Source organism: Glutamicibacter sp. ZJUTW (assembly GCF_008370855.1).
Taxonomy (GTDB): domain Bacteria; phylum Actinomycetota; class Actinomycetes; order Actinomycetales; family Micrococcaceae; genus Glutamicibacter; species Glutamicibacter nicotianae.
The window spans coordinates 3,114,329-3,129,120 of record NZ_CP043624.1; the positions used below are offsets into that span (position 1 = coordinate 3,114,329).

Here is a 14,792-nt window from a genome sequence, read left to right on the forward strand (position 1 = left end):
CCGACATTGTGGAACAACTAACAGCGCAAAGTCCTCCGCCTGACTTAGCATTTTGTGTATGGCTAAGGGTATTACTTTTCATACGCGCAAGTGGGTTCGCCCAGAAGACTTGAACGCAAACGGCACGCTGTTCGGCGGCAGCCTGTTGCGCTGGATCGATGAAGAAGCTGCGATCTACTCGATCATCCAGCTGGGCAACAAGCACGTTGTCACCAAGTTCATGTCCGAGATCAACTTCATCGCTTCCGCAAAGGAAGGCGATTTGATCGAGATGGGCCTGACCGCCATCGACTTCGGCCGGACCTCGATCACCCTGCGCGCAGAGGTGCGCAACATCTTCACCCAGGAATCGATCCTGACCATCGAAAAGCTGGTGTTCGTGAACATGGGCACGGACGGCAAGCCCCAGCCTCACGGCTACGACCAGATCACCTACACCCGCGATCGCATCCCGCTGGAAATCACCAAGGCTCTGATCTAGCCTCTGTTCGATTGCCCGAAGCCCTCACTAAACCAAGGGTTAGATTCAAGGTCCCGCTCGGCCGCACCTCGTTGCGTGCCCCGGCGGGACCTTGCTTTATTTGCAGGCAATTCACCACAAGCTCTTGCACTGGGTTCTTGCGTCCAGCAAAGTTGATTCTGCACCGAGGAATTCCCGCCTACGCAGAAGCGAGCCACCCATGGGACAAATGATTTTCGTCAACCTGCCGACCGCAGATCTAGCAAGAGCCGACAAGTTCTACGAGGCTCTGGGCTTTACCAAGAACCCCACGTTCTCCGATGAGAACGCCACCTCCTGGATCATCGACGAGAACATCTTCGTGATGGTGCTGCGCCAGGAGTTCTTCTCCAGCTTCCTGGTCAATGGCGATCAACCGGCACTCGGAAATGGCGTGCGCGAAACGCTCAATGCCATCTCTGCGGAAACTCGCGAAGGCGTCGACGATTTTGTCGCACGTGCCGAGGCCGGCGGCGGCAACGTCTACCGCCCGGCGGATGAGCCCTTCCCGGGCATGTACCAGGCAGCCGTCCAGGACCCCGACGGGCACGTCTGGGAAATCGCGTGGATGAGCCCCGAAGCAATGGAAAACCCTGCCGGCTGACCTGCTAGCCAAGCTCGGAATTCCGCAGGTGCCGCGACTCTTCTGATTTACGGCGCCTGCGGAACTGCTTTTTCATCCCCTGTGCCGGATACATCGGTTCAGGCCAGCGAGGTTGCAGCTGGTCGCCTAAGGTAATGCCGCGCATGCGCCGCCCGAACATCGGCAGCACCCATTGCCTCAGCCATTCCACATCACGTTGGGTGGCCTGCCAGAATCCGACCCGGTCCGCGGCGCCAAAGGGATCGAAAACCAGCTGGTGCGGATATCCGAGGATCTCCAGGATCCGGATGGCCATATAGCGATGGCCTGCACGGTTCATATGCAGCTTGTCGATATCCCACATGCGCTTGTCCCGGTAGGCATCCCAGTTCCAGTAATCAACGAGCACCACCGAATCCGGGTAGCGTTCGGCCAGCTGGCGCACGCACTCGTTGAAGCGCCAGTTGCGCCGCTTGAACGGGGCGAGCACCGGGTGCACCGGGATATCGAACCCGGTGAACAGCAAAACCTTGGCGCCAGTGGAGACCAGAGCGTCGACGGCTCGGGCATATTGCGCCAGGAACTCCTTCATGTCCTTACGGAATTCGAGGATATCGTTGCCTCCGGCATAGAAGGTAATCACCTCCGGCTTGAGCTCCAAAGCAACGGGGATCTGCTCGTCGATGATCGATTTCAGCCGGCGGCTGCGGATGCCCAGATTCACGTACTGCCATTCGGGATCCGCCTTGGACAGCTGCTTGGCCACGCGGTCAGCCCAGCCACGCACCCCGTTGGGCAGCCTGGGTTCCCAGTCCCCCACGCCTTCGGTGAAGGAATCCCCGATCGCCATAAACAGCCGTCCCATGCTACCGACGCTAGAAGCCGAAAGTTCCTAGCAGGAAGCTTGCTGTTGAATTTCTGGCAAACGCTGGCAGTTCAGAAAGCCTTGCGCATGATCAGCCGCGGCATCTTGCTGGCTTGGGCGTCGCTGACTCCGACGATCTCGAACCCGACCTGCTCGAACATTTTCCGCGTTCCAACGAAGGCCATGGTCAAGTCCATGCGTCCTTCAGGATCCACCGGGTAGGCCTCGACCGCTGGAGCCCCGAGCTCCCGCGCATACTCCACTGCGCCGTGGAGCATGGCCCGGTTCACGCCCTGGCGGCGGTGGCCGCCGCGCACCACCATGCAGATGATGCTCCAGACCTCCACGTCATCCACGGGCCTGATCAGCTTGGACCTCTCCAGCAGCGGGATCTGCGAGCGCGGGGAGATGCTGCACCAGCCTACCGGTTCACCGCCACGATAGGCGATGACACCCGGGGCAATCGGCTCGGCGCTCAGCGAGCGCATGGCTTCGAAACGGTCCCCTGCGCCGCGTTCCCTGATTTCGGTGGCGCTGAGCCGGTGCGACAAGCACCAGCAGTGATTCTCGCGATGGTTCGGATTCACAACCGTGGCGAAGTCTTCCATGCGTTCCTCGGTCAGGGGCCTGACCTCGATGGGCGCTGGTCGGGCGGTCTGCAGTTCCTGATTCGTGTCCATCTGTCCATCCTGCGCTTCGAACGGCCGCAATGGCACCCCCGGCGGAAAATTCTTCGGGTTTTCCATAATGAAGAACTCCGGTTCCCTCGGTGTTGGCGCTGACCTGCGAGCTCTAGTGTTGAGGTATGACTTCGACACCTAAGGTTTCACCGGGCACCGCACCGGCCCGTCCCCCGCTGAGATTAGGCATGACGCTGCTGCAAATGGCGTTGCTCGGTTCCGCCGGCCTGATCATGTTTTCACTTTTGCTCGGATGGCTCTCGCTCGGCATCGCGCTGACCCCGCTGCTCGGCCTGGGCCTGCTCTTCCTGGCCGGCCTCGTCTATGCACTCTTCGGCATCGCCCGCTTCGAGCTCATGCGAGTCAGCAACCTCTACGACATGGACGTCACTGCCCTGATCTGGCGGTCCCGCCGCCGCGAGGGTTTCGGCGAATACGTCCGCTCGCTGGGGCGCAACCTGGCCAACGGACGCATGTGGGCCCTGCTGGGAAGCTTGCTCTTCTCCTGCCTGGCCGGTTCGCTGATGCTCAGCGCAATGGAGCTGGCAGTCCGCACCGGCATCGTCGCCTTCGCTCCGGTCCTGCAATCGGGTCAGGCCGATCCGCTGGCGAGCGTTAGAGGGCTGTGGGGCTTCCAGATCCCGGTTGGCCAGGCTCCGTGGCTGCTACTGGCTACCCTGCTGGGACTGGCAGTAGTTGTCGGCCTCGTCTTCTTGCACCGCATGGTCACCGTGGGAATCGTCGGCTCGATTGCCCGCGAGAGCGCACTGGTGGAACGCGTTCGCACCACCGCGGTGCAGCGCGAAGGAGCCGTGCGGGCCGCAGAGGTGGAGCGTACCCGCATCGAACGCGACCTGCACGACGGGGTCCAGCCCCGGTTGGTTTCCGTGGCCATGACCCTCGGCCTTGCGCACCAGCAGATCGACTCCGATCCGCAGCAGGCCAAGGATCTGGTGGCTGAAGCCCACGCTTCGACCAAGTCGGCAATTACCGAACTGCGCCAGCTCACCCGCGGAATCTATGCCTCGGTGCTCGATGACCGGGGACTGGATGCGGCGCTCTCGGCCATCGCAGGCCGCTCGCACATCCCGGTTGGCCTGGATGTCCAGCTCAACGGCCGCTACCCGCGGGTGGCGGAGGCGGCGGTGTACTTCGCCATCGCCGAGGCACTGACCAACGCGGCCAAGCATTCTCGGGCCCAGCGCTGCCAGGTCACCGTGAGGGTGCGGGAGCATGAAGGCCAGCAGAGCCTGTGGGCCCGCATCGAGGACAACGGCACCGGCGGGGCGCGCATCACCCCCGGCGGAGGCCTGGATGGAATCAACAACCGGGTTCTCGCCGCCGGCGGCACCCTGACCCTGGACAGCCCGGCCGGCGGGCCAACCGCAGTGGAGGTGAACGTGCCATGCGCGTACTGATATGCGAGGACTCGGTCCTGCTGCGCGAAGGACTGGTCAGATTGCTGGCGCACAGCGGCCACCAGGTGGTCGCGGATCTGCCAGAGGCCAGCGGGCTGATGGATTTCCTGGAGACCGCCCCTGCGGAGGAATTCCCGCAGATTTGCATCCTGGATGTCCGGCTCCCGCCGACCTACACGGATGAAGGCATCCGCGCGGCGCTGGAACTGCGCAAGAAGTATCCGGATCTGCCGGTGCTGGTGCTCTCCCAGTACGTGGAGGAACGCTACGCCTCTGAACTGATCTCCACCCAGTCCTCAGCGATCGGCTACCTCCTCAAGGACCGTGTTGCGGATGTCAGCGAGTTCATTGCTTCGCTGGAGCAGATTGCAGGTGGCGGAACAATCCTGGACCAGGAAGTGGTGGCACAGCTGTTGACCCGGCGAAATCACGATGACCGCATGCAGAACCTGACCGACCGGGAACGCACAGTCCTGGCCGCATTGGCCGAAGGAAAATCCAACCAGGCGATCGCCGCGCTGCTCTTCCTCTCGGAAGCCAGCGTTGAAAAGTACATCACTTCCATCTTCCAGAAGCTCGGCTTGGAAGCCGACGGAACGGGCAACCGGCGCGTGCTGGCAGCCCTGGCCCATATCGAAACCCTGGGCACCAACCGCACAGACAGGACAGGATCATGACTTCCACGCACACCATGCCGCTACCCCCAACCCCTCCAGCTCCCTCCAACAACGGCAAGCCGCTGAACATCATCCTCGCGGTGCTAGGCGGGCTGGTCATTCTCACCCTGGTCATCGCCACGGCACGCAGCGCTTTCGCTTCGGTGTCCCGGGAGCATTCGATCCACGAAGCCGAGGTCTCCGGGGTGACCGCCTTGGAAGTTTCGGCCAGCTCGGGACGCTTCGATCTGGTCTTCGCAGACACCGAGAAGGCAAGCCTTGAAGTGCGAAGCGCCAAGGCCGCCAGCTGGAAGCTGCACCGCGAAGGCAACCGGCTCGTTGTCGATGCCCCGAACGCCTGGGACAATTTCTGCTTCTTCGGCTGCGGATTTGACGAAAATGAGGCAACGCTGGTGCTTCCACAATCCCTGAACAACGGAACCCTGGATGCCGACTTCGATTTGTCCGCCGGATCCTTCAATGCCGTTGGCAACTACAAGGATGTCGTGGTGGAGGTCGGCGCCGGGGACCTGGAACTCACCGGCAGCGCGCACACCGCCGATGTCGATCTGGGTGCCGGCGAAGCAACGGTCCGCCTGGAGAATGTCGAGAGCGCACGGTTCGACATCTCGGCCGGCGAACTGATCGGCGAACTGTCGGGCGAGGCGCCCAAGAGCATCGACGGCAGTGTCAGCGCCGGCTCGCTGGAGCTGCAGCTGCCCGAAACCACCTACGACCTGCGGCAGAATACGGCCGCCGGTTCGGTTGAGAACCAGCTTGCAACCGATCCGAACTCGCCGCATAAGATCACCATCCAGGTGGCTGCCGGCAATGCCATCCTGTACCCGGAAGGCACCGACAAGGAATCGACTGACCGCTAGTGCCGGTTTTCCCGGACAAGCAACAGCGTCCCTTCCTTTGATCAGTTCACGCTGATCGAAGGAAGGGACGCTGTTTCGTTCTGCTGGCAGTGGCCAGACCCCGGCGTGCGGACCGGCCGAAGATGCTGCCCGTTAGGTCCAGCCGTCCGTCGCCTCGCGCAGTTCTGCATAGCGGGCATAGATTTCCGGACGCGGCTGCGCCTCGAAACGAGTCGGCGCGGCAATATCCCAGTGCGGAGGCTCCTCCTTGCCGCTCAGTGCCCAGGCCGCTTGCCGGGCGGCTCCCAGCGCCACGTATTCCGCGGGCTGCGGAACGTCCACGGCGACGCCGAAGACCTGCGGGGCAATTCGCCGCACGGCTTCGGATTGGGCGCCGCCGCCAATCAGCAGGATCCTGCGGGTCGCCACCCCGGTGGCATTTTCAAGGGCTGCCACCGCATCCTTCATCGAGCACAGCAGGCCTTCCACGTAGGCGCGAGCCATCTCATTGCGTGTGGTGCCCGTGCGCAGCCCCCGCAGCACGCCCGTGGATTCGGGCCTGTTGGGGGTCCGTTCGCCGCCGAAATACGGCAGCAGGGTGACACCGCCGGATCCGGGTTCGGCACCCAGGGCAAGATCGGAGAATTCCTGCTGGGTCACGCCCAGCATGCGCGCACCGAAATCCAGCACCGGCGCGCCATTGAGCGTGCAGGCCAGCGGCAGGTAGTTCGCGCCGGCCGCCACGAAGCCGCTGACCATGCCGCTGCCATCATGCACGCTGCGCTCGACCAGCGCGGAAGCCACGCCCGAGGTGCCCATGGACACGCACACATCGCCCGGCTGCAAGTCCAGCCCCAATGCGGCAGCCATGTTGTCACCGGTTCCGGCCGCGATCCTGGCTCCCTGCGCGGTCTGCCCGACCAGTTCATTGGCGGCGGCAAGCCGCGGGAGCTGAACAGGATGCCCCAGGGCCTGCTCCGCCAGCTCGGGCAGGAACCGCCGCTCGGCCGTTGAGTAATAGCCGGTCCCGGAGGCATCTCCGTGATCCGTGACGAATTCCTTGCGCCCGCCCAGGTGCCAGGTGAGGTAGTCGTGGGGAAGCACCACGCGGGCGGTGCGCCGGGCGTTCGCCGGTTCGTGTTCGCGCAGCCAGCGCAGCTTGGTGATCGTCAGCGACGCCACCAAGACGCTGCCGACCTTGTCGGCGGTAGCTTGGGCACCTCCCAGTTCACCGCCCAGCTGCGCGGCCTGCGGTGCCGATGACACGTCATTCCAGAGCATCGCATCGCGCACCGGCTCGTTCCGGGCATCTAGAGCCACCATCCCGTGCTGCTGCCCGGCCACGGACAACGCAGCGGCCCGGTCGATCAATCCGCCAGCGCTGGCTTCCAAGGCTTCGATCCATCGTTCGGGATTGATCTGGGTGCCCGGCAGATGCGGCTGGCGGCTGCTTGCCACTATCTCGCCGGTGGCTGCGTCGACAAGCAGCGCCTTGCACGATTGCGTCGAGGAATCGATTCCAAGGACATGGGTAGGGGTCATGAGTTGGCCTTCGTCGAGGTAGTGGCGATATGGATGCGCGGGCCCAGGCGTTGCAGCTCGGTGCGCGTTGCGGCGTCGAGCCCGTCATCGACCACAATGTCGTCGAATTCGCCGAGATCCATCACATGGTACATGCCCGAAGATTCGAATTTGGTGGAATCGACGACCAGGATCTTGCGCCCGCCCATTTTCAGCAGGCTTCGCTTGGTCAGGGCGGCTTCCGCGTCCGGGTGCAGCAGCGCATGGTTCTTGATCGCGGTAGTGGACACGAAGACCGCGTCAGCGGTGAGGCGCTGCGCCTGCTCGACCACGATGGATCCGAGGAACGAGTCGGTTTCCTGGTAGTACTGCCCGCCCAGGCCGACCAGGGCGATGTTCGGCAGCGAGGAAACGATCCCCATCAGCGCGAGCGAGTGCGTGATCACGGTGGATGGCTGCCGGGCTTCAAGGTGCGCGCCCAGTGCCCCCACGGTAGTGGAGTCGTCCAACGCTATGACAGCGTCCGGCTCGATCAGCGTTGCGGCCGTGGCGGCCAGCTCCTGCTTGATCTCGGCATGCAGGTGCCGGCGCAGTTTCACGTCCCGCTCAGCAAGGCGTGCGGTAATTGCCCGCGCTCCGCCGCGGATGCGTTCCAGCCGGCCGTCCTTGGCCAGGTGGTCAAGGTCCCGGTGGATCGTCATTGCGCTGACGCCGAAAATCTCGGCCAGCTCCTCGACGCGCGTACGCTGCATGCGATTGACGTAACCGGTGATCTCATCACGCCGGTCGTCAGGAGACAATCCCGCGACATCTTCGGCAGCAGCTGTTCCCACTCTGGATTCCCCATTTTTCACAATTTCGATGATATGTCCTGTGCACTGAGTCGCAAAAGACTGGACCTCAGACAAATAATTTAACACTTTTCATGTTGAGTTTGTGTTTTTTGGTGTTAGATTGATTCCAGCACAAAGCAGAGAAGGCAGTCCGGCCGCAAAGGAGCGCATACGATGTCCATCCCCCAGTCCACCGCACCGGGAGGCGTTTCGCCCCGGGAATCCTTGCTGGATCGAATGGGATTGCCCCGTCCCCTGCTGTGGGGATTCGTCGGCCTGATGATCTTCATGATCGGCGATGGCGTCGAAACCAATATCCTCGCGCCGTACCTGACCGGCGAGCACGGCTTCTCCATCCCGCTGGCCGGCACCCTGGTCACGGTCTACGGCGTGGCGGTGGCCGCGGCCGCATTCCTGTCCGCTTCGCTCTCGGATCTATGGGGCCCGCGCAAGGTCATGCTGATCGGCGCAGCCACGTGGATCGTGTTCGAAGTGCTGTTCCTCGGGGTTGCACTGAACTCGTCCAGCACCGCGCTGGTCTTCATCACCTACGGCTTGCGCGGTTTCGGTTATCCGTTCTTCGCGTACGGTTTCCTGGTGTGGATCTCCGCGACGGCGAATGCCAAGCGCCTGGCGGTGGCCATCGGCTGGTTCTACGTGGCCTTCAGCTCCGGCTTGCCAACGCTGGGTGCACTGACCGCCAGCGCATCCATCGATTTGTTCGGGTTGGGCTACTACCAGACCCTGTGGCTGTCCTTGGCCCTGGTGGTCATCGGTGCCGCGGTAGCCCTGATCGGAGTCAAGGAGAAAACCGGACGCGCGCCGCTGGTCGACAACCCCGAACAGGTCTGGCAGACCATGAGCTTCGGCTTGCGCCTGCTGGTCACCAACCGCAAGGCCATGATGGTGATGCTCACCCGCACCATTAACTCCGTGCCAACCTACGGCATGGCAATCTTCTTCCCGGCATTGTTCGTTGACCGGTTCGGCTGGAGTGTTGGCCAGTTCCTCATCCTGACCACGGTGATCTACGCAGTGAACATCCCCTTCAACCTGGTCTTCGGGGCGCTGGGCGACAAGCTCGGCTGGTCCAAAACCGTGGTGTGGTTCGGTGCGGTGCTGTGCGCCATCTCCATGCTCTCGCTCTACCTGGTGCCGGCATGGGCCGTGGACAACGGCCTGGACTTCGCCTACGGACTGACCTTGTTGTGCGGTGCAGTGTTCGGCATTGGACTGGCCGGATTCGTGCCGCTGTCAGCCATCGCGGTCTCCCTCGCGCCGCAGAACCCCGGCGCTGCCATGGCTTCCTACAACTTGGGCATCGGTGCTGCAGTCTTCGCCGGTCCACTGCTGGTCGCCCTGCTCTACAACCTGCTGGGCGCTGCCGGCATGGTGTACCTCTTCGCGGCCCTCTACCTGGTGGCAGCCCTGATGTCCCATAGCCTGCGCGGAACCCAGCCCCGTGCGGAAGCTGCGCCACTCAGCGAAGCCGCCCAGCGCGCCTAAACATCCCCCGACCTCCCACTTCCTAGGAGTTGTGAAACCGTGAAACTGTCCAACAACGCGCTGGCCAACCTCCAGACCGACGCCGAGCTCCCCCGCTACGACCGCAGCAAGCTGCGCGCAGGCATCGTGCACTTCGGAGTAGGCGGATTCCATCGAGCGCACCAGGCAATGTACCTCGATCAGCTCATGAACGAGGGAAAGGCCCTTGACTGGGGCATCATCGGCATGGGCGTCATGCCTTCGGATGCGCGCATGCGCGATGTCCTTGCCGAGAGCGACGGGCTGTACACCCTGATGGTGAAGCACCCCGACGGCAGCGTCGAGGGCCGCGTCATTGGTTCCATCCTGGACTTCATCTACGCCCCCGATGACCTGCAGCGGGCCATTGAGCAGCTGGCAGACCCGCAGATCCGCATCGTGTCCTTGACCGTCACCGAGGGCGGCTACAACGTCAACCCGGTCACCGGCGAGTTCGACCAGCAAAATCAGGCCATCCTCGATGACCTGGCCAACCCCGAAGAGCCGCGGACCACCTTCGGGCTGATCTGCGCGGCACTGAAGCTGCGCCGCGAACGGGGCATTGCTCCGTTCACCGTGATGAGCTGCGACAACATCCAGGGCAACGGCGAGGTCGCACGCAAGATGTTCGGCGCCTTCGCCTCCGCGTCTGACCCGGAGTTCGGCGCTTGGGTTCAGCGGCATGTCCCGTTCCCCAACTCCATGGTGGACCGCATCACCCCGGTGACGACCGAGCCCGATCGCGCCGAGGTTTCAGAACGCTATGGCATCGTCGATGCTTGGCCGGTGGTCTGCGAGGACTTCGCGCAATGGGTCCTGGAGGACAAGTTCACCAGCGGCCGGCCACCTTTCGAGGAGGCCGGGGTCCAGCTGGTAGATGACGTGGTCCCCTACGAGCTGATGAAGCTGCGTCTGCTGAACGCCACCCACCAGGGCCTGTGCTACTTCGGGCACCTGGCCGGCTACCGTGCCGTGCACGATGCGGCCCGCAACCCGCTGTTCGCGCAATTCCTTCTGCGCTACATGAAGACCGAGGCAGAGCCGACCTTGCGCCCCCTGCCCGGCGTGGATCTGGATGCCTATCAAAACAAGCTCATCGCCCGCTACAGCAACGAGCATGTGGCAGATACCATTGCACGGCTGTGCGCCGATTCCTCAGACCGCATCCCGAAGTGGCTGGTGCCGGTAATTCGCGAAAACCTCGCCACTGGAGGCGAGGTGGCCCTGTCCGCCGCGATCGTTGCCAGCTGGGCGCGCTACGCCGAAGGCGTCGATGAAAACGGCGAGCCGATTGAGGTGGTGGACCGCCTGGCCGATCAAGTGCGCGCCGCGGCAGCGCGCCAGGGACAGGACCCGCTGGCCTTCCTCCGCCAGCGCGACCTCTTCGGGGATCTGGTGGAAGACGAGCGATTCACCGCGCCCTACCTGCGGGCGCTGGATTCCTTGCACGTCCACGGCGCCATGCAGACCCTGGAAACGATCATGAGCGCCGAGCTCTCCGCCTGAAAACAGCGAAAGGGACAGCTTCTCTCACGAGAAGCTGTCCCTTTCGCTCGTTGGGCAAGAATTGCTGCCAGCCTGCTGCGGGGCAAGTCCGCGGGGGAATTTGCCGTGCTTGGCCGGGGCCTAGGCCTGGTTCTTCTTCAGAGCAGCCAGTCGTGCTTCGATCTCGGAAACCTGCGCTTCGCCGGCTTCGATCTGCGCGGCGCCGTCGGCTTCTTCCAGGATGTCCTGCGGAGCGTTGCTGGCCTTCAATGCCGCCAAGCGCGCATCGACTTCGGTGGCCGCACCGAGGTCATCGAGCTGCGCGAACTGCGCATCGAGTGAGGATGCGGCCAGTTCCTGCGCACCACGGACCTTGGCTTCGTCCTGGCGGATCTTCTGCTCGAAGCGGCTGATCTCGCTGGTCGGGTCGTTGATATCCAAAGCCTTGAGGGTGTCCATCATCTGGTTCTGGGTCTTGGCATTGCGGGCGCGAGCTACCAGCTCATCGCGCTTTGCCACCAGTTCCTGGCGTTTGGTCTGCATGGTGTTCAAGCCGGTCTTCAGCTTGTCCACCACTTCGCGCTGGGTAGAGATGGTGGATTCCAGGTTCTTGGCGCGCTTCTCGGCGTCCATCTGGCGCTGAATCGCCACGGTGGCCAGCTGGTTGAACTTCTGCTGGTTAGCGGAATCGCCGGCGGCGGCATATTCATCAGCCTTGTTCGACGCGGCCAGCGCCTTGCCGCCCCAGTCCGCAGCTTCCTGCAGGAACTTGGCGTGGTCATCCTCGGCCATGCGCAGGTTGCCGATGGTCTGGGCGACAGCCTGCTCGGCCTGAGCAATGTTGTTGGTGTAATCGCGGACCGTCTGGTCCAGCATCTTCTTCGGATCCTCCAGGGCATCCAAGGCAGCGTTGGCGTTAGCCTTGCCGATACCGAAAATCCGAGCCCAAATTGAGCGTTTCTGAGCCATAGTGCGTCCCTTCGTCTTCCGTTGCTTAAAGCTTAGGGGAATGAGCGGTGGCGCTCTAACCAGAGATCCTTCTGCGTCGGGAAACTGCCTACGTTAAATGGCGCAGGTACCGGCACGGGGCGTCCAGGAAAAGCCGCCAGTTGCGCACCATGTCCAAGTCGTCATAGTCCGATTCGCGGATTCCCCATTCCCCGATTTCATAGATTTTCGCCTCCGGAAGGGAAGCGAGAATTGGCGAGTGGGTGGAGAGGAGCACCTGGGAACCGGCACGCAGCAGATCGGCAATATGCGAGAGCAGCATCAGGCAGCCGTTGAAGGACAGCGCGGACTCGGCTTCGTCAAAGACCCACAACCCGTTCACCGCGGAGCGTTCGGTGAAGAATTCGATGAATGATTCACCGTGGCTCTGGAAATTGTGCTTTCCGTGCGAGCCGATGGATCCAAGATAGGCGAAGTGCCCATGCATGGTTTCCGCGCGCAGGAACACTCCTGCCTTCGACGCCCCGGCTCCGCGTTCCAATTGCAGGTGCGAGGACAGCCCGGATTCGGTGGCCTGCGTCTGGTGCATGCTGTGGTTGGTTCCGCCCTCGGCATTCAGCCCGAAAGCCGCGGCGATCGCTTCGACGAGCGTTGATTTTCCGGCGCCGTTCTCCCCGACCAGCACGGTCAGCTGCCCAAGTTCCAGCCCCTCGTCCAGCAGCTGCCTGACTGCCGGGATCTGGGCGGCCCAGTCGGAGCGATCCATCGGCTCTTTGGGGTGCTCGGTGATCCGGCGGACCGGCAACGTGTCGAAAGGTGCGTTCATGAATCTGAGGCTATCAGCAGCCCGCGACAGCCCGGCACCCGCAGAACAGCACTGGGCCCCGGGGCCGCGCCACTGCATGAGCAGGGTGCGGCCACGGGGCCCATGCGGTTTCCTAGGGGTTGACCGGGAGCATGTTCCCGGCGAAGAACTCGGACAGTTCCTCGCGCGCATCCAGCGGGAAGATGCCTGCGACGTACTGGTCCGGGCGGACCACCACGATGGCGCCGTCCTTGCTGATCTCGCGGTCGCGGAAAATGTCGCGGCCGTGGCCGGCGGCGAACACCTGGTTGATGTCGTGCAGGCCGTACGGAACCTTCAGCGGCTGGAAGGCCTTGGGCACGTCATGCAGCTCGACCTCGGTGTAGTCCTGCTGGTAGATGGCCTTCAGGTCGAAGACCGCATCCTCGTCCCCGCCGGCCGGGGTGTACAGGTTGCGTGGCGAAGAAGCGTCCTCGGCCCACCAGGTGGCGAAGTCGGCCATCTTGGTGCCTTCCAGCGCTGGGGCGGCCGCGTCGGCGAAGACGTAAATACGCCAACGGCCATCGGCCTCGTGGAAGTGGCCCAGGTGGCGCCAGCGGTTATCCGAACGGCGGATGACCTCGGCGGACTTGAAGCGCTTGCCGACCGGGAAGCCCGGGGCCAGATCCTGGTGCTCCAGGCCGGTGGTGATCGAGGAATCGGTGTACTGGGTCATGAACCCGGCAGGGAATTCCATGGTCTGGGTGTAGTACTTCTCCAGCTCGTCCGGGTCGGTCCAGTCCTCGACGGACTTGGCCATCAGCGTGGACCATTCCTTGTCGAAGTCGATCAGGTTCTGCGCGATCACCTTGCGCTCCTCGGCGTAGGTGTCCAGCAGCGCGGCAGGAGCCCGGCCTTCGAGCACGGCGGCCAGCTTCCAGCCCAGGTTGAACCCGTCCTGGATGGACACGTTCATGCCCTGGCCGGCCTTGGCCGAGTGGGTGTGGCAGGCATCGCCCATGATGAAGGCGTGCGGGCTGCGGGTGCCGCGTTCCTCGTCCGGGACGTCGTCGAAGCCATCGGTGATGCGGTGCGCCACCTCGTAGACCGAGAACCAAGCGACGTTCTTCACATCCATGGTGTACGGGTGGATGATCCGGTTGGCGGTGTCCACGATCTGCTCGACCGGGGTGTTGCGGATGGCGCCGGCGTCCTCGGGGGTCAGTTCGCCCAGATCCACGTAGAAGCGCACCAGGTAGCCGCCCTCGCGCGGGATGAGCAGGATATTGCCCTGGTCGTGGGACTGGATGGAGCATTTGACCTGGATGTCCGGGAAGTCCGTGTTGACCATGACGTCCATGACGCCCCAGGCGTGCAGCGCGGCATCGCCGTGCAGCTTGTGGCCCAGCGAGCGGCGCACCTGGCTGCGCGCCCCGTCGCCGCCGACCAGGTACTTGGCCTTCACGGTGCGTTCTTCGCCGGCGCGTTCCCCGGCAACGTACTTGATGTGCGCGGTGACCGGGTATTCGGCCGACGGGTCGATCTCGCAGTCCAGGAATTCCACGCCGTAGTCCGGGGTGATCTTGCCCGGCGCGCGTTCGGCGTCGCGCAGGAAATAGTCGAGGATGCGCGACTGGTTCACGTAGATGTGCGGGAATTCGCTCATCCCGGTGGAGTCGTCAGCGGCGCGGGAGTGGCGCTTGATGTTCGCAGGGTTTTCCGGGTCCGGGGTCCAGAAGCACATCTCCACATTGCGGTAAGCCTCTTCGATGACTTCATTGGCGAAGCCGAAGGCCTGGAAGGTCTCCACCGAGCGGGCCTGGATGCCGTCGGCCTGGCCCACTTCCAGGCGGCCCGGGCGCATCTCGATGGCGCGGGCGTTGATGCTCGGGAAGCGAGAGAGCTGCGCGGTCACCACGGCGGCGGCCGGACCGGTGCCAACGATCAGCACATCCATTTCATCGGGGATTTCCTCGGCGCGGTTGATACCGTAGCCGGCGGCTTCCTTGACGCGCGGGTCTCCGGAGACGTATCCCCTGTGGTGAATCTGCATTATCTGACTCCTTGTGCTGTGCCGCGACCCTCTACTGTCTCTATAGTTGCGACACTGTTGTAACTATAGAAACAATCGTAGCT

General features: G+C 63.3%; 14 protein-coding genes. 7 read left to right on the top strand and 7 right to left on the bottom strand.

The window, feature by feature from the left end; genetic code table 11:
* Positions 1–58: 58 nt before the first annotated feature.
* Entirely contained in the window at positions 59–481 is a 423-nt protein-coding gene (locus F0M17_RS14645; RefSeq protein ID WP_073706909.1) for an acyl-CoA thioesterase, read from the top strand.
* Positions 482–680: 199 nt separating this feature from the next.
* Positions 681–1,103 carry a VOC family protein gene (locus F0M17_RS14650; RefSeq protein ID WP_149597416.1) on the top strand — a complete coding sequence of 141 codons (423 nt, stop codon included), beginning with the start codon at positions 681–683 and terminating at the stop codon, positions 1,101–1,103.
* 4 nt (positions 1,104–1,107) lie between these two features.
* On the opposite strand, the gene F0M17_RS14655 is transcribed toward F0M17_RS14650, so the two are convergent.
* Positions 1,108–1,947: an SGNH/GDSL hydrolase family protein gene (locus tag F0M17_RS14655; protein ID WP_149597417.1), complete on the bottom strand. Its 840-nt coding sequence runs from the start codon at positions 1,945–1,947 to the stop codon at positions 1,108–1,110.
* A gap of 71 nt (positions 1,948–2,018) precedes the next feature.
* Entirely contained in the window at positions 2,019–2,627 is a 609-nt protein-coding gene (locus F0M17_RS14660) for a GNAT family N-acetyltransferase (RefSeq protein ID WP_149597418.1), read from the bottom strand.
* A 188-nt stretch (positions 2,628–2,815) separates the two neighbouring features.
* Here F0M17_RS14660 and F0M17_RS14665 point away from each other — a divergent pair, with 188 nt between their 5' ends.
* Genes F0M17_RS14665 through F0M17_RS14675 form a run of 3 tightly spaced genes read left to right on the top strand, consistent with a single transcriptional unit; the run spans position 2,816 to position 5,582 of the window.
* Positions 2,816–4,045 carry a sensor histidine kinase gene (locus F0M17_RS14665; RefSeq protein ID WP_246857070.1) on the top strand — a complete coding sequence of 410 codons (1,230 nt, stop codon included), beginning with the start codon at positions 2,816–2,818 and terminating at the stop codon, positions 4,043–4,045.
* Entirely contained in the window at positions 4,033–4,722 is a 690-nt protein-coding gene (locus F0M17_RS14670) for a response regulator transcription factor (protein ID WP_149597420.1), read from the top strand. The genes F0M17_RS14665 and F0M17_RS14670 overlap by 13 nt, the downstream gene beginning before the upstream one ends.
* Positions 4,719–5,582 (top strand): DUF4097 family beta strand repeat-containing protein, encoded by an 864-nt coding sequence (locus tag F0M17_RS14675; protein ID WP_149597421.1) that lies wholly within the window; start codon positions 4,719–4,721, stop codon positions 5,580–5,582. Before F0M17_RS14670 ends, F0M17_RS14675 begins: the two co-directional genes overlap by 4 nt.
* A gap of 132 nt (positions 5,583–5,714) precedes the next feature.
* Here the strand turns inward: F0M17_RS14675 and xylB are convergent, their stop codons facing one another.
* Both xylB and F0M17_RS14685 read right to left on the bottom strand, forming a co-directional pair.
* Positions 5,715–7,103, bottom strand: coding sequence for a xylulokinase (xylB, locus tag F0M17_RS14680; RefSeq protein WP_038993115.1), 1,389 nt, complete (start codon positions 7,101–7,103; stop codon positions 5,715–5,717).
* Positions 7,100–7,915, bottom strand: coding sequence for a DeoR/GlpR family DNA-binding transcription regulator (locus F0M17_RS14685; protein ID WP_073706916.1), 816 nt, complete (start codon positions 7,913–7,915; stop codon positions 7,100–7,102). The genes xylB and F0M17_RS14685 overlap by 4 nt, the downstream gene beginning before the upstream one ends.
* 174 nt (positions 7,916–8,089) lie before the next feature.
* Here F0M17_RS14685 and F0M17_RS14690 point away from each other — a divergent pair, with 174 nt between their 5' ends.
* A complete protein-coding gene (locus F0M17_RS14690; protein ID WP_149597422.1) occupies positions 8,090–9,421 on the top strand; it encodes an MFS transporter in 1,332 nt (443 codons plus the stop codon).
* A 39-nt stretch (positions 9,422–9,460) separates the two neighbouring features.
* Positions 9,461–10,945, top strand: coding sequence for a mannitol dehydrogenase family protein (locus F0M17_RS14695; protein WP_149597423.1), 1,485 nt, complete (start codon positions 9,461–9,463; stop codon positions 10,943–10,945).
* Positions 10,946–11,065: 120 nt separating this feature from the next.
* Here the strand turns inward: F0M17_RS14695 and F0M17_RS14700 are convergent, their stop codons facing one another.
* The 3 genes from F0M17_RS14700 to F0M17_RS14710 form a co-directional block, all read right to left on the bottom strand.
* Complete coding sequence (locus tag F0M17_RS14700; protein ID WP_149597424.1) at positions 11,066–11,893, bottom strand: PspA/IM30 family protein; 828 nt, start codon at positions 11,891–11,893, stop codon at positions 11,066–11,068.
* Positions 11,894–11,981: 88 nt separating this feature from the next.
* Positions 11,982–12,698 (bottom strand): AAA family ATPase, encoded by a 717-nt coding sequence (locus F0M17_RS14705; RefSeq protein ID WP_149597425.1) that lies wholly within the window; start codon positions 12,696–12,698, stop codon positions 11,982–11,984.
* Positions 12,699–12,810: 112 nt separating this feature from the next.
* The gene (locus F0M17_RS14710) at positions 12,811–14,709 is read right to left on the bottom strand and encodes an FAD-dependent monooxygenase (RefSeq protein WP_149597426.1); all 1,899 of its coding nucleotides are present in this window, start codon (positions 14,707–14,709) and stop codon (positions 12,811–12,813) included.
* Positions 14,710–14,792: the final 83 nt, after the last annotated feature.